Annotated in this window: 16 protein-coding genes and 1 tRNA gene; 2 read left to right on the top strand and 15 right to left on the bottom strand. The window is 66.3% G+C overall.

All coding sequences use genetic code 11. From position 1 onward, the window contains the following. Positions 1–331: 331 nt before the first annotated feature. From ACETPF_RS04240 to ACETPF_RS04225, 4 genes are all read right to left on the bottom strand, one after another. Positions 332–405 (bottom strand) — tRNA-Gln (locus ACETPF_RS04240). Between the two features lie 223 nt (positions 406–628). Beyond that, positions 629–4,915 (bottom strand): DNA-directed RNA polymerase subunit beta', encoded by a 4,287-nt coding sequence (gene rpoC / locus ACETPF_RS04235; RefSeq protein WP_373933006.1) that lies wholly within the window; start codon positions 4,913–4,915, stop codon positions 629–631. Between the two features lie 131 nt (positions 4,916–5,046). Next, positions 5,047–9,213 (bottom strand): DNA-directed RNA polymerase subunit beta, encoded by a 4,167-nt coding sequence (gene rpoB, locus ACETPF_RS04230; RefSeq protein WP_373933005.1) that lies wholly within the window; start codon positions 9,211–9,213, stop codon positions 5,047–5,049. Positions 9,214–9,518: 305 nt separating this feature from the next. Continuing rightward, positions 9,519–10,685 carry an MFS transporter gene (locus ACETPF_RS04225; protein WP_373933004.1) on the bottom strand — a complete coding sequence of 389 codons (1,167 nt, stop codon included), beginning with the start codon at positions 10,683–10,685 and terminating at the stop codon, positions 9,519–9,521. Positions 10,686–10,860: 175 nt separating this feature from the next. Here ACETPF_RS04225 and ACETPF_RS04220 point away from each other — a divergent pair, with 175 nt between their 5' ends. Continuing rightward, positions 10,861–11,946, top strand: a complete 1,086-nt coding sequence (locus tag ACETPF_RS04220) for a helix-turn-helix transcriptional regulator (RefSeq protein WP_373933003.1) — start codon at positions 10,861–10,863, stop codon at positions 11,944–11,946. Here ACETPF_RS04220 and ACETPF_RS04215 read toward each other — a convergent pair. The 8 genes from ACETPF_RS04215 to hflK all read right to left on the bottom strand — a co-directional run bounded on the left by ACETPF_RS04215 (position 11,930) and on the right by hflK (position 22,172). Next, entirely contained in the window at positions 11,930–13,276 is a 1,347-nt protein-coding gene (locus ACETPF_RS04215; protein ID WP_373933002.1) for a cell wall hydrolase, read from the bottom strand. The genes ACETPF_RS04220 and ACETPF_RS04215 overlap by 17 nt on opposite strands. Before the next feature lie 18 nt (positions 13,277–13,294). Beyond that, positions 13,295–14,212 (bottom strand): cysteine synthase A, encoded by a 918-nt coding sequence (cysK, locus tag ACETPF_RS04210; RefSeq protein WP_373933001.1) that lies wholly within the window; start codon positions 14,210–14,212, stop codon positions 13,295–13,297. Continuing rightward, positions 14,209–15,513 carry an MFS transporter gene (locus ACETPF_RS04205; RefSeq protein ID WP_373933000.1) on the bottom strand — a complete coding sequence of 435 codons (1,305 nt, stop codon included), beginning with the start codon at positions 15,511–15,513 and terminating at the stop codon, positions 14,209–14,211. The genes cysK and ACETPF_RS04205 overlap by 4 nt, the downstream gene beginning before the upstream one ends. Positions 15,514–15,603: 90 nt before the next feature. Further along, positions 15,604–16,722, bottom strand: coding sequence for a prolyl hydroxylase family protein (locus tag ACETPF_RS04200; protein WP_373932999.1), 1,119 nt, complete (start codon positions 16,720–16,722; stop codon positions 15,604–15,606). Positions 16,723–16,758: 36 nt separating this feature from the next. Then, positions 16,759–18,393, bottom strand: a complete 1,635-nt coding sequence (locus ACETPF_RS04195; protein ID WP_373932998.1) for a helicase HerA-like domain-containing protein — start codon at positions 18,391–18,393, stop codon at positions 16,759–16,761. A gap of 195 nt (positions 18,394–18,588) precedes the next feature. Next, positions 18,589–20,094, bottom strand: a complete 1,506-nt coding sequence (locus ACETPF_RS04190) for a Do family serine endopeptidase (RefSeq protein WP_373932997.1) — start codon at positions 20,092–20,094, stop codon at positions 18,589–18,591. Between the two features lie 126 nt (positions 20,095–20,220). Further along, on the bottom strand, positions 20,221–21,066 hold the full coding sequence (hflC, locus tag ACETPF_RS04185; protein WP_373932996.1) for a protease modulator HflC: 846 nt from the start codon (positions 21,064–21,066) through the stop codon (positions 20,221–20,223). After that, positions 21,066–22,172: an FtsH protease activity modulator HflK gene (gene hflK / locus ACETPF_RS04180; protein WP_373932995.1), complete on the bottom strand. Its 1,107-nt coding sequence runs from the start codon at positions 22,170–22,172 to the stop codon at positions 21,066–21,068. The genes hflC and hflK overlap by 1 nt, the downstream gene beginning before the upstream one ends. Positions 22,173–22,245: 73 nt before the next feature. On the opposite strand from hflK, the gene ACETPF_RS04175 reads away from it, so the two are divergent. After that, complete coding sequence (locus ACETPF_RS04175; protein ID WP_373932994.1) at positions 22,246–23,223, top strand: Mrp/NBP35 family ATP-binding protein; 978 nt, start codon at positions 22,246–22,248, stop codon at positions 23,221–23,223. A gap of 89 nt (positions 23,224–23,312) precedes the next feature. Here the strand turns inward: ACETPF_RS04175 and ACETPF_RS04170 are convergent, their stop codons facing one another. From ACETPF_RS04170 to glk, 3 genes are read right to left on the bottom strand one after another with little or no spacing between them, the layout of a single operon-like run. Beyond that, a complete protein-coding gene (locus ACETPF_RS04170; RefSeq protein ID WP_373932993.1) occupies positions 23,313–23,825 on the bottom strand; it encodes a hypothetical protein in 513 nt (170 codons plus the stop codon). A gap of 41 nt (positions 23,826–23,866) precedes the next feature. Then, positions 23,867–24,496 (bottom strand): bifunctional 4-hydroxy-2-oxoglutarate aldolase/2-dehydro-3-deoxy-phosphogluconate aldolase, encoded by a 630-nt coding sequence (gene eda / locus ACETPF_RS04165; RefSeq protein ID WP_373932992.1) that lies wholly within the window; start codon positions 24,494–24,496, stop codon positions 23,867–23,869. A gap of 1 nt (position 24,497) precedes the next feature. Further along, positions 24,498–25,472, bottom strand: coding sequence for a glucokinase (gene glk, locus ACETPF_RS04160; RefSeq protein ID WP_373932991.1), 975 nt, complete (start codon positions 25,470–25,472; stop codon positions 24,498–24,500). Positions 25,473–25,518 lie beyond the last annotated feature (46 nt).

The raw sequence follows: 25,518 nt of genomic DNA, 5'->3' as shown, positions 1-25,518 counted from the left end.
GTCGCAGCCCCTTGGCCTTGGCAAGCATGTATGAGGCCGGATGCTCCACAAAATTGCGCTTCGTCCGCCAACGGGCCGCCGGTTAAGACATGGTGATATCCCGGTCCTGCTCAACCCGGCCGATCCGGTGTTTACGATGCGGCGCCAGCTTCGCTAGGGCGCTCACATGTTTACCGAACGATCATTGCACCATCCATGGGCCATTCAACCGCCCAGAGCTAATGGACCCCGTCGCGAAACGCCGGAAAGCTGCACCCAATAGATGGGCCGAGTTGCGCGATTTTGGCCACGCCGTCACTGGCCTAGGGCGTTGAAATTTTGCGGGAAATTGTGGATGCCCGACAAGGATTCGAACCTTGATTGACGGAGTCAGAGTCCGCTCTCTTACCATTAGAGGATCGGGCATCATCGGCGGCCGCTAGGTCGCTAGACGGGCGCAGATAAGCGCGGGCTGGCGGGTGGTCAAGGGGTTTTTGAGGCGGAAACAGCACCCCGCGCCCGGGACAAAAAGAAACCCGCCGGGGCGCTGCGCGCATCCGGCGGGCCTTATCGCCGCCCTGTTAAGGCGCGGCGGGCATGGGAGCCAAGGCCTATATAGGCGATGGCTCCCGCCGTTTCAAATCAGGGCTCAGCCCTCGTCGCTCTGGATCAGGTAATCGCCCGCGTCCGCGTCGGTGCCGTGGGTTTCCCCGCCGATCGCGCCCAGCGGATCGTCGCCGATCGCGGCTTCCGGTCCCTGCGCCAGTTCGGCGGCATGTTCCTCCGCCGCCGTGCGCGGGGCGATGCGGTGCGCGTCGTTGGTCGCCCGCAGCGCGGCCCGCAGCGCGGCGTCACGCGACGAGGCGGCGACGCGCAGCCGGTTCATGCCAGCGCCCGTGCCCGCCGGGATCAGGCGACCCACGATGACGTTTTCCTTCAGGCCAACGAGCGTGTCCTTCTTACCCTGGACCGCCGCTTCCGTGAGGACGCGCGTGGTTTCCTGGAAGGACGCCGCCGAAATGAAGGACCGCGTCTGGAGCGAAGCCTTGGTGATGCCGAGCAGTACCGGCTTGCCCTCGGCCGGCTGGAAGCCGGGCGCGAGCTTGCTGTTGATCTCGTCCATCTCTTCGCGGTCGACCTGTTCGCCCACCAGCAGCGTGGTATCGCCGGACACGGTGATCTCAACCTTCTGCAGCATCTGACGAACGATCGTCTCGATATGCTTGTCGTTGATCTTCACGCCCTGCAAGCGATAGACTTCCTGGATTTCGGCGACCAGATATTCGGCCAGCGGCTCGATGCCGAGCACTTCCAATATGTCGTGCGGGTCGGGCGAGCCGCCGATCAGGTTGTCGCCACGCTTGACATAGTCGCCTTCCTGAACGTCGATCACCTTGCTCTTGGGGATCAGATATTCGACCGGCTCGCCGCCATCCTCGGGGACGATGGCGATCTTGCGCTTCGCCTTATAGTCCTTGAGGAACTGGACGCGGCCCGAGACCTTGGCGATGATCGCATTGTCCTTGGGCTTGCGCGCCTCGAACAGTTCCGCGACGCGCGGCAGACCGCCGGTGATGTCACGGGTCTTGGCCGCTTCGCGGCTGACACGCGCCAGCACGTCACCGGCCTGGACCTGTGCCCCGTCATCGACCGACAGGGTGGCCCCAACCGCCAGCATGTAGCGGGCGGCCTCGCCGGACTGGTCGTCCAGCAGGGTCAGGCGCGGACGCAGATCCTCCTTGGTGCGGGCCGAGCCCCGGAATTCCGTGACCACGCGCTGCGCGATGCCGGTCGCTTCGTCGGTCTGCTCGGTCAGCGTCTTGCCGTCGATCAGATCCTGATACTTCACGACGCCCGGCTTTTCCGTAATCACCGGCATGGTGAACGGATCCCACTCGGCGATCCGGTCGCCCTGCGCCACCTTGTCGCCATTGGCGAACAGAATGGTCGCGCCGTAAGGCAGGCGGTGCGTCGCGCGCTCGCGGCCCTCATTATCGATGATCGCGATCTCGCCGTTGCGGGCAAGGCTCAGGCGACGGCCATTCTTGTCGATGATCGTCGGAATGTCGCGCAGTTCGATCGTGCCGTCGGCCACGGATTCGAGGTTCGACGTTTCGTTGAAGTTCGCCGCGCCGCCGATGTGGAAGGTCCGCATGGTGAGCTGCGTGCCCGGCTCGCCGATAGACTGCGCCGCGATGACGCCGACCGCCTCGCCGATGTTGACCGGCGTACCACGGGCCAGGTCACGGCCGTAGCACTTGGCGCACACACCCATCTTGCTTTCGCAGATCAGCGGGCTGCGGATCTTCACCGCCTGCGTGCCGATCGCCTCGATCTGTGCGATCATGGCTTCGTCCAGCAGCGTGCCGATCGGGATGACGACGCTGCCGTCCTTGCTGTCGACGATGTCCTGCGCCGTGGTGCGGCCCAGGATGCGTTCGCCGAGCGATGCGATGGTCGAACCGCCCTGCACGATCGCCTTCATCTCCAGCGCCTTGTCGGTGCCGCAATCCTCCTCGACGACCGTGCAGTCCTGGCTGACGTCGACCAGACGGCGGGTCAGATAGCCCGAGTTCGCCGTCTTGAGCGCAGTGTCGGCCAGACCCTTGCGGGCGCCATGGGTGGAGTTGAAATATTCAAGGACGGTGAGGCCTTCCTTGAAGTTCGAGATGATCGGCGTCTCGATGATCTCGCCCGACGGCTTGGCCATCAGGCCGCGCATGCCGGCAAGCTGCTTCATCTGCGCCTGGCTACCACGGGCGCCGGAGTGCGCCATCATGTAGATCGAGTTGATCTGCTTCTGGCGCCCCGTTTCCGGGTCGATCGGCATCGCGCGGATTTCGTCCATCATGGCGTTCGCCACCTGGTCGCCGCAACGGCTCCATGCGTCGATCACCTTGTTGTACTTTTCCTGCTGGGTGATCAGGCCGTCCTGATATTGCTGCTCATAGTCGGCCACCAGCGCCTTGGTCTCGTCGACCGTCGCGACCTTGCTGTCCGGGATCACCATGTCGTCCTTGCCGAACGAGATGCCGGCCTGGAACGCATGGCGGAAGCCCAGGCTCATGATTGCGTCGGCGAACAGCACCGTGTCCTTCTGGCCGGTGTGGCGATAGACCTGGTCGATGACGTCGCCGATCTCCTTCTTGGTGAGAAGGCGGTTGACCACGTCGAAGGGAACCTTGTGGCTCTTGGGCAGGCATTCGCCCAGCAGCATGCGGCCCGGCGTCGTCTCGAACCGCTTCATATACTGGTTGCCGGCCTCGTCGGTCTGCGGCACGCGGCTGATGATCTTGGAGTGCAGCGTCACCGCCTTGGCATAGAGGGCCTGGTGCACTTCCTGCATGTCGGCGAGCAGCATGCCCTGGCCCGGCTCATTCTCCCGTTCCATCGACAGATAATAGATGCCCAGCACCATGTCCTGCGACGGCACGATGATCGGCTTGCCGTTGGCGGGAGAGAGGATGTTGTTGGTCGACATCATCAGCACGCGCGCTTCCAGCTGCGCCTCGAGGCTCAGCGGAACGTGAACGGCCATCTGGTCGCCGTCGAAGTCGGCGTTGAAGGCCGAGCAGACGAGCGGGTGCAGCTGGATCGCCTTGCCCTCGATCAGGACCGGCTCGAACGCCTGGATGCCCAGACGGTGCAGGGTGGGCGCGCGGTTCAGCATCACCGGATGCTCGCGGATCACCTCGTCGAGGATATCCCAGACTTCCTTGCGCTCCTTCTCGACCCACTTCTTCGCCTGCTTGAGGGTCATGCTGAGCCCCTTGGCGTCAAGGCGGGCGTAGATGAAGGGCTTGAACAGTTCGAGCGCCATCTTCTTAGGGAGCCCGCACTGGTGCAGCTTGAGTTCCGGCCCGGTCACGATGACCGAACGGCCCGAATAGTCGACGCGCTTGCCGAGCAGGTTCTGGCGGAAACGGCCCTGCTTGCCCTTGAGCATGTCGGACAGCGACTTGAGCGGACGCTTGTTCGCGCCGGTGATGACGCGGCCACGACGGCCGTTGTCGAACAGGGCGTCGACGGCTTCCTGCAACATGCGCTTTTCGTTGCGGACGATGATGTCCGGCGCGCGCAGTTCCATCAGGCGCTTCAAACGGTTGTTACGGTTGATGACGCGGCGATAGAGGTCGTTCAAGTCCGACGTCGCGAAGCGGCCGCCGTCCAGGGGAACCAGCGGACGCAGTTCGGGCGGGATGACCGGCACGACGTCCAGGATCATCCACTCGGGGCGGTTGCCCGACTCCAGGAAGCTCTCGACGACCTTGAGGCGCTTGATGATCTTCTTGGGCTTGAGTTCCGACTTGGTGACGGCCAGTTCGTCGAGCAGCGCCTGTTTCTCGCCCTCAAGGTCGAGGTCCATCAGCATCTGCTTGACCGCTTCCGCGCCGATGCCGGCGGAGAAGGCGTCCTCGCCATATTCGTCCTGCGCGTCGAGCAGTTCGTCCTCGGTCAGCAGCTGGAACTTCTCCAGCGGGGTGAGGCCCGGCTCGGTGACGATGTAGCTTTCGAAGTAGAGCACGCGCTCAAGCTGCTTGAGCTGCATGTCGAGCAGCAGGCCGATGCGGCTGGGCAGCGACTTCAGGAACCAGATGTGCGCGACGGGCGCGGCCAGTTCGATATGGCCCATCCGCTCGCGGCGGACCTTCGAAACAGTAACCTCGACTCCGCACTTTTCGCAGACGATGCCTTTATACTTCATGCGCTTATACTTGCCGCACAGGCATTCATAGTCCTTGATCGGACCAAAGATGCGCGCGCAGAACAGGCCATCACGTTCGGGCTTGAACGTGCGATAGTTGATCGTCTCGGGCTTCTTGATCTCGCCGAAGGACCAGCTGCGGATGCGCTCGGGCGAGGCAAGGCCGATCTGGATCTGGTCGAAGGTTTCCGGCTTGGCGACCGGGTTGGCGAAGTTGGTCAGTTCGTTCATATCTCTACCTTCCTTAGCCCCTCCCCTTAAGGGGAGGGGTTGGGGTGGGGGCTATCCTAATTCGCTGAGTGGGCACCGGGGGCACGGCCCCACCCCCAACCCCTCCCCTGAAGGGGAGGGGCTTTAAGGTGCTACTCCGCCGCCTGCGCGAAGCCGTCACCGTCGTCCGCGACTTCGTCCATCGCAGCGAGTTCGACATTAAGGCCCAGCGATCGCATTTCCTTGACGAGCACGTTGAAGCTCTCGGGAATGCCGGCCTCGAACGTGTCGTCGCCCTTGACGATCGCCTCATAGACCTTGGTGCGGCCGACCACGTCGTCGGACTTCACCGTCAGCATTTCCTGCAAGGTATAGGCGGCGCCATAAGCCTGGAGCGCCCACACCTCCATTTCACCGAAGCGCTGGCCGCCGAACTGCGCCTTGCCGCCCAGCGGTTGCTGGGTAACGAGCGAGTAGGGCCCGATCGAACGGGCGTGGATCTTGTCGTCGACCAGGTGGTGGAGCTTCAGCATATAGATGATGCCCACCGTGACTTTGCGGTCGAACTTGTCGCCCGTGCGGCCGTCATACAGGTCCGACTGACCCGAATTGTGCAGCCCGGCCAGTTCCAGCATCTTTGACACGTCGGCTTCGCGCGCGCCGTCGAACACCGGCGTCGCCATCGGCACGCCGCGGCCCAGATGCTCGGCCAGATCGATGATCTGGTCGGCATCGCGGCCCTCGATCTGATCGGCATATTGCGGGCCATAGGTGTCGAGCAGCCGCTGCTTGACCGCATCTGGCATCGCGCCCGCTTCCGCGTTCGGATTGGCCTCGCGCCAGTCTTCGAGCGCATGCTTGATCTGCTCGCCCAGGCCGCGCGCGGCCCAGCCCAGATGGGTCTCGAAGATCTGCCCGACGTTCATGCGGCTCGGCACGCCCAGCGGGTTGAGCACGATGTCGACATGGGTGCCGTCCTCCAGGAACGGCATGTCCTCGATCGGCAGGATGCGGCTGATGACGCCCTTGTTGCCGTGACGGCCGGCCATCTTGTCGCCCGGCTGCAGCTTGCGCTTCACCGCGACGAACACCTTGACCATCTTGAGCACGCCCGGCGGCAGCTCGTCGCCGCGCTGCAGCTTGTCGACGCGATCCTCGAACTTTTCGACGATCAGCTTCACCGCCTCGTCATACTGCGCCTTGACGGCTTCGATGCCGGCCTGGCGCTGATCGTCCTCGACGGCGAACTTCCACCATTCGTGCCGCTCGACCTCGCCCAGCAGAGCCTCGTCGATGACGACGCCTTTCTTGACGCCCTTGGGAGCCGCGGACGCGGTCTGGCCCAGTAGCATTTCCTGCAACCGGTTGAAGGTCGCGCGGTTGAGGATGGCGCGTTCGTCCTCGCGGTCCTTGGCGAGGCGGTCGATCTCCTCCCGCTCGATCGCCATGGCGCGCTCGTCCTTGTCGATGCCGTGGCGGTTGAAGACGCGCACTTCGACGACCGTGCCGGCGACGCCCGGCGGCAGACGCAGCGACGTGTCGCGCACGTCGCTCGCCTTTTCGCCGAAGATCGCGCGGAGCAGCTTTTCTTCCGGCGTCATCGGGCTTTCGCCCTTGGGCGTGATCTTGCCGACCAGGATGTCGCCCGGCTCCACTTCGGCGCCGATGTAGACGATGCCCGCCTCGTCGAGGTTGCGGAGCGCTTCCTCGCCGACGTTCGGGATGTCGCGCGTGATGTCCTCCGGCCCCAGCTTGGTGTCGCGGGCCATGACCTCGAACTCCTCGATATGGATCGAGGTGAAGACGTCATCCTTCACGATCCGCTCGGAGATCAGGATGGAGTCCTCGTAATTGTAGCCGTTCCAGGGCATGAACGCGACCAGCGTGTTGCGGCCCAGCGCCAGCTCGCCGAACTCGGTCGACGGGCCGTCGGCTATCACGTCGCCGGCCTCGACCAGATCGCCGACCTGAACCAGCGGACGCTGGTTGATGCAGGTGTCCTGGTTGGAGCGCTGGAACTTCTGGAGCGTGTAGATGTCGACGCCCGACTGGCCGGGTTCGACGTCGCCGGTGGCGCGGATGACGATACGGGTGGCGTCCACCTGATCGACGATGCCCGCGCGCTTGGACGCGACGGCCGCGCCGGAGTCGCGAGCCACGGTGCCTTCCATGCCGGTGCCGACGAACGGCGCTTCGGCGCGGACCAGAGGCACCGCCTGACGCTGCATGTTGGAGCCCATCAGCGCGCGGTTGGCGTCGTCATTCTCCAGGAAGGGAATGAGCGAGGCCGCGACCGACACCAGCTGCTTGGGGCTGACGTCCATCAGGGTGATGTGGTCCTTGGGCGCCATCAGGAATTCGCCGGCTTCGCGCGCGGAGATCAGATCCTCCACGAAGCTGCCGTCGGGGTTCACTTCGGCGTTGGCCTGCGCGATCGTGTGCTTGGCCTCTTCCATCGCCGACAGATAGACGACGTCGTTGGTGACCTTGTGGTCCACGACCTTGCGATAGGGCGTCTCGATGAAGCCGTACTTGTTGACGCGGCTGAAGGTCGCGAGGCTGTTGATCAGGCCGATGTTCGGCCCTTCGGGCGTTTCGATCGGGCAGATGCGGCCATAATGGGTCGGGTGAACGTCGCGGACCTCGAAGCCCGCACGCTCGCGGGTCAGACCGCCCGGCCCGAGCGCCGACACGCGGCGCTTGTGCGTCACTTCCGACAGCGGGTTGGTCTGGTCCATGAACTGCGACAGCTGGCTGGAGCCGAAGAACTCACGCACCGCGGCCACGGCGGGCTTGGCGTTGATCAGGTCGTTGGGCATGACGGTCGAGACATCGACCGACGACATGCGCTCCTTGACCGCGCGTTCCATGCGCAGCAGCCCGACGCGATACTGGTTCTCCAGCAGCTCGCCCACCGAACGCACGCGGCGGTTGCCGAGATTGTCGATGTCGTCGATCTCGCCCTTGCCGTCCTTCAGGTTCACCAGCTCCTTGACCACGGCCAGGATATCCTCGGTCCGCAGCGTTGTGACGGTGTCCTCGGCGTCGAGGTCGAGGCGCATGTTCATCTTCACGCGGCCGACCGCCGACAGGTCGTAGCGCTCGGGGTCGAAGAACAGGCCGGCGAACAGCGATTCCGCCGTCTCCTTCGTCGGCGGCTCGCCGGGGCGCATGACGCGATAGATGTCGGACAGCGCCTGGTCGCGATCCTCGGCCTTGTCGGCCTTGAGCGTATTGCGGATCCAGGGACCGGTCGTCACATGATCAATGTCGAGCAGCTCGAGCCGGTCGACGCCCGCCTTGTCGAGCTTTTCGAGGTTTTCCGGCGACACTTCGTCGCCCGCCTCGATGTAGATCTCGCCGGTGCTCTCGTTGATGAGGTCGTAGGCGCTATAGCGGCCATAGACTTCCTCGGTCGGAATGAGCAGCGTCTCCAGCCCGTCCTTCTCCGCCTTGTTGGCGGCGCGGGGCGAAATTTTGTGGCCGGCGGCGAACACGACTTCGCCCGACTTTGCGTCGACGATGTCGAAGGCGGGCTTCAGGCCGCGCCAGGCTTCGGCGACATAGGGAATCTGCCAGCCGCCTTCGCCGCGGACATAGGTCACCTTGTTGTAGAACTGGCCCAATATGTCTTCAGGCGTCAGGCCCAGGGCGAACAGCAGCGCCGTCACCGGCAGCTTGCGCTTGCGGTCGATGCGGACGTTGACGATGTCCTTGGCGTCGAATTCGAAGTCGAGCCAAGAGCCGCGGTAGGGGATGACGCGCGCGGCGAACAGATATTTGCCGGACGCATGGGTCTTGCCGCGGTCATGGTCGAACAGGACGCCCGGTGAACGGTGCATCTGGCTGACGATCACGCGCTCGGTGCCGTTGACGATGAAGGTGCCGTTGCCCGTCATGAGCGGCATGTCGCCCATGTAAACGTCCTGCTCCTTGATATCCAGGACGGAGCGGGTTTCGGTGTCGGCGTCCACTTCGAACACGATGAGGCGCAGCGTCACGCGCATCGGCGCGGCATAGGTGATGCCGCGCTGACGGCATTCCTCGACGTCGTATTTCGGGTCTTCCAGCTCATAATGGACGAAGTCCATTTCGGCGGTGCCGGCGAAATCGCGGATCGGGAACACGCTGCGCAGCGTCTTTTCCAGGCCCGACACATAACCGATCGACGGATCGGACCGCAGGAATTGTTCGTAGCTCTCCCTCTGAACCTCGATCAGGTTCGGCATTTGCACCACTTCGTGGATGTCGCCGAACACCTTGCGGATGCGCTTCTTCGCGCCGGTGTTGCTGATGGGGGGGAGAGCCTTGGTCGCCATGCGGTTCCTGCCTGTAACGGTTCGTCGTGTTTTCCCGCATTGCAGCGGAAATTCAGCCCGGTTGCGGCGTTATGCCAGGTGATTCGCACCTGCCATCCCACGCAAAAAAGTGCGGGCCGGGACTGTCCGATCCGCACTGTCAGCGTCTGGTGACCCGCCGATATCCGCCCAATCCCGCCGGTCTCGTGAGCTACGCGACACCGGACCCCGGGCGGACCGGGGGACGATCTTCCCCCCATAAAAGCGGAAGGTAGATCGGTTTGGAAGCCGCCATATAGGCGCACAATAGGATTTTGTGAAGGGGGTCAGTCCGATCGTCCGCGCCGGACCATGGCGATGAACGGCGCGGCGGCGCCGGCCAGCCCGGCATAGACGAGGATTGCAGTTGTATAACTGCCGTCCGCCCCTCGCAGCGCATCGGTCAGCACCGGGGCTGTCGCGCCCACCAGGCCGATGAGCGCCGTCACGATCCCCAGCATCCGGGGGAAGGCCGCTTGCCCCGTCACATCGGCGAGCAACATGGCTCCGGCTTGCCCTGGCAGAGCGCTTGCCACGCCCCAAAGCAGGACGAAAGCGGCAAGGCCCGCCGGCTCCATCGGCCCCGCGCTCGCCAGGGCCGCGCTTCCCGCCGCCAGCGTCAGGCTGATCGCCACCATGGCCCGTCGCGCGCCGACCCGATCGGTCACTAGCCCCGCCAGCAGCAGAGCGGGGAGCCCAGCGAGATTGGCCAAGCTGTAGGCGGCGACGGCGTGCGCCCGGCCCAGCCCCTGATGCGTGAGCGCGTCGATGGTGGCGAACAGGATTCCGTTGATGGCGAGTTGCAACAAGGTCATCGCCCCCGCAACCAGCAGGAAATCCCGCTGGGTCAGCGTTGCGCGCGGGGGACGCACGCCGCTGTCCAGAACGCCGGCCGGGCCGCGCGTCACCATCAGCGCAAGTGGCAGGCCCAGCGCCAGCATCGCTCCCGCGCCGCGCGCCATCGCTCCGCGCCAGCCCCAAAGCCCGATTGCCCAGGCGCTTACCGGCGGCAGAGCCGCGCCCGCGACGATGGTCGCGCCAAGGAAGAGCGCCAGCGCCGTGCCCCGTCGCGCGGCGGTGTCGCGGGTGATGATCGCGATCCCCGGCACGATCGTCGCGGCGGCGATGCCTGCGCCGGCGACCGCCATCGCACAGAGCAGCGCCAGCCGATAATGGCTCGCCGCCGCCGCGGCCCATCCCGCCGCTGTCAGCAGCATGCCCGCCGCTATCACGCGGCGCGCGTCAAATTGCGTCAATGCCCAGCCCACCGGCAGGCTGGCCAGGCTCAGCGCGATCAGCAGCGCGGTTCCGGCCCATCCCGCATGGCCGCCGAAATCCTTCGCCATAGCCGGCATCACCAGCCCCAGCGAGAAGAGCGTGACCCCGTGCACCAGCAGCGCGATGGCCGAAAGCGCCCCGACCGATCGCCAGGCTGCCGCCTCTTTCGTCACCATCCGCGCCTTATCATGACGGGCTTATTAGGGATGCAATCGCCAGCGGCACAATGGATAAAGCAGTCTTAACATGTCTCAAAACAAGAAGATGTCCGATTTGTCCAATGCTCTTGTCGGTGTAGCCGTGTAAGCAGGCTGTCCCCGACCAGGCGGTTAATAGGCCGAGGATGAAGAATTGATCCGCACCGAGGAGATTTACGACGCAGCGACCGACGACGCCGCCTTCGATCGGCTCGCGGCGCGGCTGGCGGATGCGGTCGGAGCGCGATCGGCGGTGCTGCACTGGGGTCATGGCCCGGCGCATGTCGCGGAAATCAGCTATTCGGGCTATTTTTCCGGGGAGCAGATGGCCCTTTATGACGAGGAATTCCTGAACGACGATCTGTGGGGCGAGGCGCTGGAAGGATTGGCCCCCAATCGCGTCTGGGATGTCGAGGCGCTGGTGCCCGACCGCGCCTATGAAGGCAGCCGCATCTATAATGAATGGATACGCCCGATGGGCGACGACACCTTCCGTTGCCTCGGCGGCATCGTCCAGCATGGCGAGACGGTCGGCCATGTCGGGCTGCATCGCGGCCGGACCCAGTGCCCGTTCGACGATGGGCAGCGCGCCCTGGTGCAGGACAGCGTCGGCCATATCGGCCGCATGTTCGACATCCGCCGCAAACTCGACCGCGCCTCGGGAGAAGGCAAGTCGCTGCGCGCCACGCTCGACGTGGTCGATCATGCGGTGTTCCTCCTGAGCGCGCAGGGCAGGCTGATCGACGGCAATGCCGCGGCGGAGGCGATGCTGCGAAGGCAGGACGCGCTGATGCTGCGCCACCGCCACATCGCCGCGCGCCATGTGCAGGACGATGCGCTGCTTCAGGCAGCGTTGCGCGCGGCGGCGGACCGGGAATCGACCCAGGCGACCGCCTGCCTCGTCCGGCGCGCGGGTGGGCTGCCGCTCGCCATATCGGTTGCCGCCATCTGGTCGGACGACCAGCGGCAGATCGTCCTCATCGTCACCGATCCGCAAGCGGGCGATCCCGGCCTTGCCGCGCGCGTCCGCGCGCTCTACGGCCTCACCCGCGCCGAGGCGGAGGTGGTGGTGGGCTTGAGCGAGGGCAAGCCGCTGGAGCAGGTGTCGCAGGAGCGCGGCGTGGCGCTCGCCACCGTCCGCACCCAGATGAAGACCATCTATCTCAAGATGGAGTGCAGTCGCCAGTCGGAACTGGTTGCCCGAGTCGCCCGTCTGCCCCGGCTCAACGCCCCGGACTGACCGCGTTCGCGCCCGCTGGCGGGACGGGCGGCGCGATCTTCACCGTCTCGAACCGCTCCTTGCGCCGCACCCCGGCAAGCCCCGGCTGCACGGGCGGCGCGGCAGAGGTTGCGGCCCTCGGCACGCGATCGCGCATGCAATCGCGGGGCAGGGCGCGGGGCGTCTGCGCGCAATTCCATAGCGAACGCTGCAACCCTACGCCGAGCGCGTGGATATAGGCAAAGCTCATCGCATCCATCTGCGGTTCGGTCAGCGGCAGGCCGGCGGGCGCGCTGCCCGCCTTCCAGCCCATGATCCGACAGTCGGGCCGCCCGGCGCAGAAGGTCTGCGCGACGGCGGGCCAGCCGTCCGGCGCGCTGCCGCGCGGCAGCTCGACCAGAAACCCCTTGCCGTCCGGCGCGATCGCCACCAGCCGCGCGCCGCCTAGGCTCTTGCCCAGCGACTCCGCCCCGATCGCCCGCTGCGGCCGGGCAGCGAGCGCCGCGAGTGCTTCCGCCGGGGCGGTCGCCGCCGGCACCGGTAGGGCTCCCGGAGCGGCTTCCCGATGCGCGAGCGACAGCGCTGCGATCTTCGGGATCAGCGGCTCGCCGCCGGCACGGCTCAGGCGAAAGGCCGGCGGCGTGCCCCACCATCCGCGCCAGCGGAAGAAGAGATGCGTGTCCACCGCCACGATCTTGTCCAGTCTGCCGCTCCAATAGGGCACGACCCAGTCGGTGTGATAATGGGTGGCATAGCCGACCGGCTTGAACACCTTGCCGGCAAGCGCGGCGCGGGCGATCGCCCGCGCCCGTGCCCACGCTGCCTCGCCGGGCGTGCGCGCGAGCGCGCCGTCGCAGGTGAAGGTGAACTGACATCCGGTCGCGCGCTCCTGCCCCTGGAACACCACGCCGCACACCGTCTTGGGGAAGGCGGGATGGCGCACCCGGTTCAGCACCACCTGGGCCACCGCCTGCTCGCCGACAGCGTCGTCGCCCGCCTCATAGAGTTCGGCCGCAGCGAGGCAGTCGACCGCCCGCGCCAGATCCTCGTCAGACCCGGCGAACAGGAATGGCCGCGCTGCCGGATTGGCATCGCGCGAAAAAGGGATGGCGGCATTGAGCGCCCGCGCCTGATCGGCGGGCAGGGCATAGACCTTGACCGGCTCGACCGGCGGGGGCGGGGTGACAGGCCGCCGCATCCGCGCGGCGGCGACCGCATCGAAGCGCGCCGCCGCCGTGGCGCGCGGCCGGCTTTCCCACGACGCGACCGCCATCGGCAGGCCGATCAGGATCAGAGCCCAGATCAGCCAGGACAGCGGATGCGGCCGGTCGCCAAAAGCAGAAGATGTCATGCGACCGGCGCTTCGCCCCTATTCCGGCAGGAAATCGGGCACTGAAAGGTAACGCTCGCCCGTATCATAGTTGAAGCCGAGCACCCGGCTGCCGGCGGGCAGTTCCTTGAGCTTCTGGCCGATCGCCGCCAGCGTCGCGCCGGACGAGATGCCCACCAGCATCCCTTCCTCGCGCGCGGCGCGGCGCGCGAACTCCTTGGCGTCGGCGGGATCGACCTGGATCACCCCGTCGAGCAGCTGCGTGTGCAGGTTCGCCGGCACGAAGCCCGCGCCGATCCCCTGGATCGGGTGCGGTCCCGGCTGGCCGCCGCTGATGACCGGGGAGAGGGTCGGCTCGACCGCGAAGACCTTGAGGTCGGGCCATGCCTTCTTCAGCACCTCGGCCGTGCCGGTGATGTGCCCGCCGGTGCCCACGCCCGTAATCAGCGCGTCGATCGGCGCGTCGCCAAAGTCGGTCAATATTTCCACCGCCGTCGTGTGGACATGCACGTCGATATTGGCTGGGTTCTCGAACTGTTGCGGCATCCAGCTGCCGGGCGTCTGCGCCACCAGTTCCAGCGCGCGCTCGATCGCGCCCTTCATGCCCTTCTCGCGCGGGGTAAGGTCGAAGCTGGCACCATAGGCCAGCATCAGTCGCCGGCGCTCGATCGACATGCTCTCGGGCATGACCAGCACGAGCTTGTATCCCTTGACCGCCGCGACCATGGCCAGGCCAACGCCTGTATTGCCCGATGTCGGCTCGATGATCGTGCCGCCCGGTTGCAACGCGCCCGATGCTTCGGCCGACTCGATCATGGCCAGGGCGATTCGGTCCTTGATCGACCCGCCGGGGTTGGAGCGCTCCGACTTGATCCACACCTCAGCGTCGCCGAACAGGCGCTGCACGCGGATATGCGGGGTGTTGCCGATGGTTTCGAGTATCGAGGCAGCTTTCACGAGGTCTTCTCCTGATGGATGTCCGCTCGCCCGATGTCGGGTGGATCGAAGCTACGTGCAAGGCGCAATTCTGGAAAGAGCCGCGCCCAGAACAGGGTGATGGCGATCGCGCCGATCCCGCCGCCGATCACTGCCGCGACCGGTCCTACCAGTGCGGCGAGAAAGCCGCTTTCCGCCTCGCCCAGTTCGTTGGAGGCGGAAATGGTGAGCTGCGACAGGCTGGATACCCGCCCCCGCATCGCGTCGGGGGTGTGCAGCTGCACCAGCGACTGGCGCACGAACACAGACACCATGTCCGCGCCGCCCAGCACCACCAGCGCCCCGATACCCGCCTCCATCGCGATGGAGCGGGGCAGGAACGCGGTGCAACCAAAAGCGATGGTGGCAAGGCCGAACAGCACCACGGCGCCCAGCATCTTCAATCCCACTTCGGTCTTCATCGGCCGGAACGAGAACCAGAGCGCCATCAGCCCCGCGCCGACCGCCGGCGCGGCGGCGAGGTGCCCCAGACCCGCTGATCCCACATGCAATATGTCGCGGGCATAGACCGGCAGCAGCGCCGTCGCCCCCGCGAGCAGCACCGCGAACAGGTCCAGCGTGATCGTCGCCAGCACCAGCCGGTTGCCCTTCACATAGGTGAGGCCGTCGATCATCTGCCGGATCGGATGCCGGGTCGTGTCGCGCGGCGGCTGCGGCACTTTCCCGATGAAGAAGATCGCGCCGAGCGCAAAGCCATAGAGCCCAGCCGCCAGCGCATAGGCGCCCCAGGGCGTCGCTGCATAGGCATAGCCGCCCAGCGCCGGTCCTGCGATCATGCCGGTCTGCCAGGCGACGCTCGATATGGCGATGGCGTTGGGCAGCACGGCGGCGGGCACCAGATTGGGCGCGAGCGCGCCGTAGGCCGGACCGTTGAACGCGCGGGCAATGCCGACGATGACGGCGATGCCAAAGATCAACGGCAGGCTGACCCAGCCTTCGTATGTCGCGAACGCCAGCAATGCCGAGGCGGCCGTCAGCAAGGTCAGCGTCAGCCGCGTGATCATCCGTCGGTCGAAATGGTCCGCGACCCACCCCGTCACCGGCGTCAGGAAAAAGAGCGGCAGGAACTGGGCCAGACCGATGAGGCCGAGCTGCGCCGAAGCGCCCGCCGTGCTCATCGTCTCGCGCGCGATATTATATGCCTGCCAGCCCAGCACGATCATCATGCTGTATTGCGCCAGCATGGCGGCGAACCGCCCCACCAGATAGGCGCGGAAATTGGGGAAGCGCAGCGGATGGCGCGATGGGGGGGAGGGGGTCATGGGCGTAGGCTTAGCCAGGTCGCAACCGTCAAGGCAATCGCGTGCAGGGGTGCTGCTGCCCTTCTTTTCCTTGTCGTGGCCAAAATCGGCCTATCGGCCCGTGCCGCCCTGCGTCTCCAGCCCCGCTTGATAGCCCTGCAATTCCGGCGCGACGAAGGCCATGTTCGCCTCGCGCAGCCGCGCGCCATCGTCATCGTAGAAAAAGGGCAGGAAGGCATAGCGCCGGCCCCGCGTCACCGGCGTCGCCTCGTGCAGCATCGAACAGGAAAAGAGCACCGCCCCGCCCGTCGGCGCGCGATAAAGGCGCTGCCCATATTCGGGAAAGCGCAGCTCGCCGCCCTCATAGTCATCGGCATTGAGGTTGATGGTGCAGGCGAACTTGCGGTGCGCCGTGCCCTTGGTGGTATTGTCGCGATGCGGGCGGAAATGGCCGCCGACCGCGCCGTCGTAGCAGGCGACCATGAAGCGCTCGATCCGCGTCGACCTGAACTGGAAGGCGCGCTCCATCATGGGCCGGATGGTGCGCCCCATCAGCGCTTTGAGGGCATCGACCAGCTTGATATCCTCGATATGATAGTCGGCGCGCCGTTTATGGCTATGGTCCATCTTGTGGACGGTGATGCCGTTCTCCTCGCGCATGAAGCCCGACTCCTCGCCGCCATGCCCGTCATAGAGGTCGATGAGGCGGCGGCAGAGGTCGGGCGGCAATATGCCGGGGAGCACCAGCACCGGTGCGGTCGGCAACTCCATCGGCCGGTCCAGGAGCCCGCGCAACTCGGCCATGATCTCCCCGCCCTGGCGCAGCGGCACCTGCCGCCGGACCCGCAGCATCGGATCGACCAGCAGCCAGAAGGGGGTATAGGTGACCTTGCCGCCCTCCACCTTGGCCGCGCCATATTGGCTCGACACCTCTCCCTCATAGTCCAGGAACCAGCGGATGCCCGGCAGGCTCTGCGCGATCCGGTCCTGCGCCGCATCCTGCGGGTCGATCGTCACGCCGAAGAAGCAGGCGCGGTCGTCGTCGAACAGGTCGCGATGCGCGGCCAGCGTGGCGAGCGGACCCGTCGCCGCGTCCTGCCCGGCCGATCCCAGGAACAGCATGACCATCCACCGCCCGGCGGCGGAATCGAAGGCGTAGCGTGGATTGCCGCTGAGCGCCGGGGCGCGGAACCAGGGCACAGGCTCGCCGCTGACGAACATCTTCTGCATGGGGCTGATGCTACACGCTCCGGCGCGCCGCGCCAGCTATTTGAACAGGCCGCCCAATATGCCGCGCACCAGCTGCCCGGCGATACCGCCGGACGAGGATCGCCGCCGCGACGATCCGCCGAACACCGCGCGGCCAAGCTCGTTGGCGACCTGCCGCCCGACCGACGATCCCGCAGCCCGCGTCGCCGACTGCACGGCCCGGTCAAACGCGCTCGGCTTGGCGGCCTCCCGCGCCGCCGCCGCATCGCGCCGCGCCTGCTCCTTTAATTCCGCCTCGCGCTGCTTCGCCTCGACCTTCGCCTGCGCTGCGGCTGCCTTGTCGGCCTCCGCCTGCGCTTTTTGCGCCTGCGCTGCCGCTGCCGCTGCCTGTCCGCGCGCGGCCAGGATTTCCTCGGCCGACTCCCGGTCGATTGCCTGATCATATTTGCCCGCGCAGGGCGAAATCGACTGGATGATCGCGCGCTCCTCCGGTTCCAGCGGGCCCAGCCGCGATCGAGGCGGGGCGATCAATGTGCGCTGCACGACGCCCGGCGATCCATCCTCCTGCAACAGCGACACCAGAGCCTCGCCGACCTTCAATTCGGTGATCGCGGTTTCCACGTCGAGGTCGGGATTGATGCGGAACGTCTCCGCCGCCGCCTTGATCGCCCGCTGGTCGCGCGGGGTGAAGGCGCGCAGCGCATGCTGCACCCGGTTGCCGAGCTGCCCCGCGACATCCTCGGGAATATCGATCGGGTTCTGCGTCACGAAATAGACGCCTACCCCCTTCGACCGGATCAGCCGCACAACCTGTTCGATCTTGTCGGTCAGCGCCTTGGGCGCGTCCTCGAACAGCAGATGCGCTTCGTCGAAGAAGAAAACGAGCTTGGGCTTGTCGGGATCGCCCACCTCGGGCAGCGTCTCGAACAGTTCGGACAGCAGCCACAGCAGGAATGTCGCATAGAGTTTGGGGCTCTGCATCAGCCTGTCGGCCGCGAGCACGTTGATATAGCCGCGCCCCTTGTCATCCACCTGGATCATGTCGTGGATGTCGAGCGCGGGTTCGCCGAAGAAGTGGTCGCCGCCCTGGGATTCGAGCTGCAATAACTGCCGCTGGATCGCCCCGACGCTGGCTTTGGTCACATTGCCGTAGCGGGCGGACAGCGTGTCAGCGTTTTCCGCACAATAGGCCAGCATCGCCTGCAAATCGCCGAGGTCGAGCAGCAGCAGCCCTTCCTCGTCGGCATATTTGAAGGCGATCGACAGCACGCCCTCCTGCGTTTCATTGAGGCCCATCAGCCGCGCCAGCAGCAGCGGCCCCATCTCGCTGACGGTGGTGCGGACCGGATGGCCCTGCTGCCCGTACAAGTCCCAGAAGATCGCCGGATTGTCGGCATAGCTGTAATTTGCGATGCCGACTTCGGCCGCGCGCGCGACCAGCTTGTCGGCATTTTTCGCGGTAGGGGAGCCGGCCATCGAAATGCCGGCCAGATCGCCCTTGACGTCGGCCAGGAACACCGGCACGCCGAGCGCCGAGAAGCTCTCCGCGATACCCTGCAAGGTCACCGTCTTGCCGGTGCCGGTCGCGCCTGCGATCAACCCGTGCCGGTTCGCCCGGCGCAGATTGAGACATTGCGGAACGCCGCCATCCTTCTCCGGCGCGCCCAGACCGATGAAGATGCCCTCGCTCATTGCCATTCTCCCCCAAAAGCAAAGACCCGTTCGCCCTGAGCCTGTCGAAGCCTGTCCTGAGCGACGCCGCAGGCGGCGTCGAAGGGGGCCCCTTTTCTTCGGAGGAAGAGCAGGGCTTCGACAGGCTCAGCCCGAACGGGCTTTGTATATGACGCTGCGAATTTTAGCGATCGGGATCGTCTCGGCAAGCGCCCCTTACTTATCCCGCAACCGCACCGGCAGGAAGATCGCCGGCTGACCACGGCGCAGCACCTGAAGCAGGATGGCGTTGCGACCCTGCGCCGCAACCGCCTTCACCTGCGCGTCGAGGTCCGCCTGGGTCAGCACCGGGCGGTTGTTGGCGCTGATGATCACGTCGCCGCGCCGCAGGCCCTTGGCCCCTGCGTCAGTCGATCCGTCGACCGCCGTGATGACGATGCCGCGCGTGTCGGCGGCGATGCCGAGCTGGCGGATGATCGTCGGCGTCAGCGGGATCGCCGAAATGCCCAGCGACTGCTGGGCCGCCTGGCCCGGAGTCTGGTCCTGCTGGCTGAAATCGTCGCCATCCTGTTGCTGGGCGAAGCTGTTCAGCTCATCCTCGGACGGGCGCTCGCCCACCACCGCCGTCACCGTCTGGCGCTGGCCGTTGCGGATGAGGACGATCGGCACGCGAGCGCCGATCGGCTGGCTGGCGACGATGGAGGAGAGATTCTGGTCGGGGCTGACTTCCTGACCTGCCACGCTGACGATCACGTCGCCCGCCTTGATCCCGGCCTTGTCCGCGCCCTTGCCGGGCTCCACGCCCTGGACGAATTCGCCGCGATTCTTCGCGAGACCCAGCGAGTCGGCCAGATCCTCGCCCAGCGGACTGATCTGCACGCCCAGATAGCCGCGCTTCACGCTCTGGCCCTTCATCAGGGTGTTTACGATCGGTGCGGCCTGTTCCGAAGGGATCGCAAAGCCGATGCCGACATTGCCGCCCGAAGGCGACAGGATCTGGCTGTTGATGCCGATCACATTGCCGCGCATGTCGAACATCGGGCCGCCGCTATTGCCCTGGTTGATCGACGCGTCGGTCTGGATGAACTTGTCGTATGTGCCGCCGGTGCCGCGATGCAAAGCGGAGATGATGCCCGCCGTCACCGTGCCGGACAGGGCGAACGGGTTGCCGATCGCCACCACCCAGTCGCCCACCCGCGCCTTGGTGCTGTCGCCGAACTTGACGAAGGGCAGGGGCTTGGACGAGGTGATCTTCAGCACCGCCAGGTCGGTCGCGGGATCTCGGCCGACCAGCTTGGCGGTATATTCTTCCTTGTTGGTCAGCGTCACCGTGATCTGCTCGACGCTCGCGCCTTCCGCGCCCGCCGACACCACATGGTTATTGGTGACGATATAGCCGTCGGCCGAAATGATGAAGCCAGAGCCCAGCGACTGCGCCTGCCGCGTCTGCGGCTGGCCGCCCTGACCCTGGCCGAACAGGTCGCCGAACGGTGTGCCGGCGAAGGGGTTCTGCACCTTTACCCGCTGCTTGGTCGAAATGTTGACGACCGCCGGCTGTAGCTTCTCGACCATGTCGGCGAGGCTCGCCGGCGCGCCGGCGGGGGCGGCAGCCTGAAGTCCTTCGTTCTGCGCGACCTGCGCGCCCACATTGGAAGCGGTGGTGACGGCGATGGCGGTGCCGCCGAGCAGCAGGGCGCCGGTGATGGCATAAGCGTAACGCACTCGTGACGGTCCTCTCATGGATCTTCAGGATGGGAAGGCGGGACTCTGAACAGGAGCCCAGGAAATGCGCCGCCTTGCCTTAACCCTCATTGAATGGCGCTGGTTCCGTAACGAAGCCGCTCCGGATCAGCGCCGTCCCTGGAATTGCCGCAGGAATTCATTGCCCGGCGACAGGATGATGTTGGTCTGCCCGCTCCGGTCGGGGGAGAAGGTGTAGCGGTAGCTCTGCATCGCCCGGTAGAAATCATAGAAGTCCGGGTCTTTGCCATAGCTTTCGGCATAGATGCGCGCGGCGTTGGCGTCCGCCTCGGCGCGAATGATCTGCGCCTGCTTGGTGCCTTGGGCACGGATGGTCAGCGCCTCCTGCTCGCGCGCGGTCCGCATCCGGGTGAAGGCGCTTTCCAGCGGTGTGCCGTCGGGCAGGTCGGCGCGCTTGATCCGCACGTCCACGATCTCCGCGCCATATTGGCGCGCGACGCGGTTGAGGCCGGTCTCGATATTCTGCATCACCTGCCCCCGCTCGGGGCTGAGCAGCGCCGCGAAGGGCCGCTTGCCCAGCTCGTTCCGCAGCGCCGAGCCAAGGATTGGCCGCAGCGCGTCGGACACCCGCTCCTCGCTGCCCGCCGCGATATACATGCGCAGCGGATTGGTGATGCGGTAACGGGCGAAAGCATCGACCTGAAGGCGCAGCTGGTCGGTGGACAACACCTGCTGCCGCTCCATTTCGACCGACAGCACCCTTTTGTCGATCCACACGATCTGGTCGACGAAGGGCGCGCGCAGGATGACCCCCGCGCCGGTCTTGCCGAACGTCTCGTTCGGGCGATAGCTGTTGACGATATATTCGGGGTTGCCGAAGCGGACGATCACGCCCTGCTTGGTTTCCGGCACGATCGCGACGGTGCTGCCCAGCAGGATCAGCGCGAACAGCGCGATCAGCGCCAGGGCGACGGGGTGGCGGAACAGGGCCATCACTGCGCCTCCGCCGCGTTGGCGGCCGCGCCTTGCGCCGCGCGCCGCTTGATCTCGGGCAGCGGCAGGTAAGGCGTCACATTGCCGCCCTCCACGATGGTCTTGTCGACGGTGGACAAAACGCCCTCCATGGTTTCGTAATACATGCGCCGACGGGTAACGTCGGGCGCGAGCCTGTATTGCTCATAGACCTTGTCGAAGGCGGCGGCCTCGCCCTGCGCCTGCGCGGTCACCTGCTGCGCGTTGGCGCGCGCCTTGTTGAGGTAGCTCTGTGCTTCCTGCTGCGCGGCCGACACCGCCTTGAAGGCATCGTTGACCGCGGCCGGCGGGTCCGCCTGCTTGATCGCGACGCCCTGGATGCGGATGCCGGAGCGGTAGCCGTCCAGTATCTCCTGCATCCGCTGTTCGACCTGCTGCTCGATCGTGGTGCGCCCCGCGCCCAGCGCATCGTCCAGGCTGACGCTGGCCAGCACCGCGCGCATCGCGCTTTCCGCTACTTCGCGTACCGTATCGTCAGGCTCGCTCAGCTGGAACAGATAAAGCTCGGGATTGCGGATGTTCCACCGCACCGAATAAGCGAGGTCGATGATGTTCTGGTCGCCGGTCAGCACCAGATTCTCGCTCTCCGCGCTCAACGATCCGATGTCGATCGTGCGGATTTCCTCGACATCGACCGTCGTTACCGCCTCGAACGGGGCGGGCAGCGTCAGGCTGATGCCCGGCGACAATGTGCGGCTATATTTGCCCAGCATGGTGACGACGCCGCGCTCCTGCGGCCCGACCCGGTGGAAGCTGGTGAGCACCAGCCACAGCAGCACGACGATTCCGATCGCGATCGGCCAGAGCGTGCGGCCGGTGGCACGCGGCGGCAATCCGCCGAACCCGCCGCCGCCATTGCCGAAGCTTTCGCGGCCCCGCCGCAGCAGTTCCTCGATCGCGGACGGGCCTTTCTGCCCGCCGGCCGGCTTGCCCGGCTGCGTCCACGGATTGCGCGGGCCAGCGTCGCCGCCTTTCTGTCCGTCTCCGTCCGGCCCATCATTCTTGCCGCCCCAGGGGCCTTGGACCATGGCTGTTATCGCGGGCATCCACCCGAATAGTCGTGTCATGCCCCTTCTATAGGTAGGCTCCCGCCCGAAAAACAGTGCAAATGGCCGCGATAATTTCCTAGAGCGTCCCGCCATGACCGATCTAGCCGATTTCGCCGCCCGCCTGACTGCCCTGACCGACGGCCGCGCCAGTGCGCCGCGCATCCGCGATGGGGTGATGACCCTTTCGCTGGACGTCGCCGGCCTGTCGCCCCAGCAGCGCGAGGGGCTGACGGCCGCAATCCGCGAGGGCGGCCTTACCGTCAATGATGTGCGCGAGGTGCGGATCGTCGAAACGGCCGAGCGTCAAAGCGCGCCCCGCCCGCCGCGCATCCTCGCCGTCGCATCGGGCAAGGGCGGGGTCGGAAAATCCACCCTCTCGGCCAATCTTGCCGTCGCGCTGCACCGGCTGGGGGTGAAAGTCGGGCTGGTGGATGCCGACATTTACGGGCCATCGCAGGCGAAGCTGATGGGCAGCGAAGACAGCAAGCCGACCGCGCAGGACAAGAAACTCAATCCCGTTACCGGCACGCTCGGCATTCCGATGCTGTCGATGGCGCATCTGGTGGAGCCGGGCAAGGCGCTCGCCTGGCGCGGGCCGATGGTCGGCAATGCGCTGACGCAACTGATCGAGGCGGCGTGGGGCGACACTGACCTGCTGGTGGTCGACATGCCGCCTGGCACCGGCGACATCCAGCTCACCATGGTCCAGAAGCACAAGCCCGCCGGCGCGCTCATCGTCTCGACACCGCAGGATCTGGCCCTCATCGACGCCGCCCGCGCCGTCAGCCTGTTCGCGCAGGCGGGCGTGCCGATGGTCGGGCTGGTCGAGAATATGTCCGGCTATGCCTGCCCGCATTGCGGCGAAATCTCCGATCCCTTCGGCCAGGGCGGCGCGGAACGGGAAGCGCAAGCGCTCGCCATGCCCTTTCTTGGCCGCATCCCCCTCGCCATCGACATCCGCCGCCGCTCCGATGCCGGCGATCCCCCGGCAGCGGGGGAGGGGGTTCATGCCGATGCCTTCATGAGTGTCGCGCGAAAGGTGGCGGATTGGCTTAAGGCGGCGGGATAAATGTCCGAAGACTTGGCAGCTCGCTGCCTAGTCGCAGCTGGGTGAGGGGGCTGGACGCCACAACCCGCGCCGCACCGCCTGATCCAACTTCAAGGCTGCGGGAGCCGTGCCTTCATCGCGTCGATGCGGTCATTCTGCTGATCGACCAGCGACAAGGCGGCCGCGCGCGCGGCGTCTATGTCCTCCAGGCCGCCGGCCGCCTTGCCATCCGCCACTGCATTGCTGCGCTGGACGTAGAGGGTGTCGAGGCTGGCGAGCGCCGACACACTGTCGTTGCGCGCCGATTCGAGCGCGCTGATCGCGACCTGCGCGGCGACCCAGGCGTCGCTCGATACCGCCGTGCCAGCGGCTGCGCGCACCGCCCGGTCGGCCTTCTCATGCGCGGCGTCGAACGCGGCCGCGCCCTTGTCCGCCTGTTCGACATAGCGGGCGATCTCGGCCGACAACGCCGGATCGGCGGGGGCGGGTACAGGCGGCGGCGCGACGTCCGCGACCGGCGCGCTCTCGATTGGCCGCTTGGCGAGCGAGGGGTAGGTCTGCGGCGCGCCAGCGCAGCCCGACAGGAACAGGGCGAGGGCGGTCAGGAGGCGGCGCGGTGTCATGCCATAGCATCTAGGGGGCTGCCGCGCCGCGCGCAACCGGATCAGGCGCACGCGCGGGGCAAGGCGGCGGCTTGGCGCGCCAGCGCCTCGATCTGCGCCGGATCGACCGGTCCCTTGGGCACCAGCCACGTGCCGCCGACGCATTTGATGAAGGGCTGGGCCAGCCAATCGGGCGCATTCTCGAGCGTGATGCCGCCGGTGGGGCAGAAACGCGCTTCGTAAAGCGGCGCGGCCAGCGCTTTCAGCGCCGGAATGCCGCCCGACGTTGCCGCCGGGAAGAATTTGAAATGGGTGAGCCCCATGTCCAGCCCGCGCATGATGTCGCCCGCCGTCGCCGTGCCCGGCAGGAAGGGCAGGCCGGCGTCGATCGCCGCGCGGCCGAGCGGCTCGGTGAGGCCAGGGCTGACGGCGAAGCGCGCGCCCGCCTTCATCGCGTCGTCGAGCTGCCTGGGGTTCAGCACCGTGCCAGCGCCGACCACCGCGCCTTCCACCTGCGCCATCTCGCGGATCGCATCGAGCGCGGCCGGCGTCCGCAGCGTCACTTCCAGCGCAGGCAGCCCGCCCGCCACCAGCGCCCGGGCGATCGGCAGCGCGTCCTCGACCCGGTCCACCACCAGCACCGGGATCACCGGCGCCAGTTCCATCACCTGTGCTACGGTCAGGTCGGTCATTTCACTTCTCCCGGAAAGCTGCTGCGGCCCCGAACAGGCCGATTTCGTCATGGATGGCGCAGCGGATCGGCACGGTCGCCATCAGGCTTTCGAACCGGCCCTTCGCCGTGAAGCGGGCGTGAAAGCCGCTCTGCGCCAGAAAATCCTTCATCCGCTGGGTCAGGCCACCGGCCAGCACCACCGCGTGCGGGCCGTGGGCGAGCGCCAGGTCTCCGGCGACGGAGCCGTAGCACATGCAGAACCGCTCCAGCGCGCGGCGGGCAAATTCGTCGCTGCCGTCGAGCGCCGCCTGCCATAATTCGGGATCTTCCATCAGCACGACCCGCTCATGCCCGATCGTCGCCAGCGCCTTGTAGATATAGTTGAGGCCCGGCCCCGACACGATCCGCTCGGTCGACACGCGCAGGAACTTGTCGCGCAGGTACGAAAGGATGCGCTCCTCGATATGGTCGAGCGGCGCGAAGTCGAGATGCCCGCCCTCGGTCGCCACCACATGCGGCTCGCCATTGTCATAGGCGATCATCGCGACGCCCAGGCCCGTGCCCGGTCCCATCACAGTGACGCCGCCGTCATAGGGAAAGGGCCTGTCCTCGCCGAACAGCAAGGGAAGATTCTCGGCGGGCAGGCGCGACACGGCAAAAGCCACCGCCTCGAAATCATTGACCAGCCGCACGGTGCGGACGCCCAGATCCTCCGCCAGCGTATCGGCGCGGATCACCCAGTTGCTGTTGGTCAGCTTAATGACCTCGCGCCCGATGGCCGTCGCAAAAGCGATCGAGGCGGCGTCCGGCAGCGGGCCTGCGCCCGCCTTCTCCTCGTCCGCGGCGAACGCGGCCCAGCAGGACTGGAGGCTGGCATAATCCTCCACCTTATATTTGCGTACGGTGCCAAGCGTCGGCACGCCCCGGTTGTCGAGCGACGCGCGGGCGAAGCGGGCGTTGGTGCCGCCGATGTCGGCGGCGATGATGTCGGTCATCAGAGCATCCATTCCTTATGTCGTCATTCCAGCGAAAGCTGGGATC

It is taken from the genome of Sphingobium agrisoli, assembly GCF_041877245.1.
Taxonomy (GTDB): domain Bacteria; phylum Pseudomonadota; class Alphaproteobacteria; order Sphingomonadales; family Sphingomonadaceae; genus Sphingobium.
Note: the sequence above shows the minus strand (reverse complement) of the source record. Positions and strands in the feature narration are given on the sequence as shown.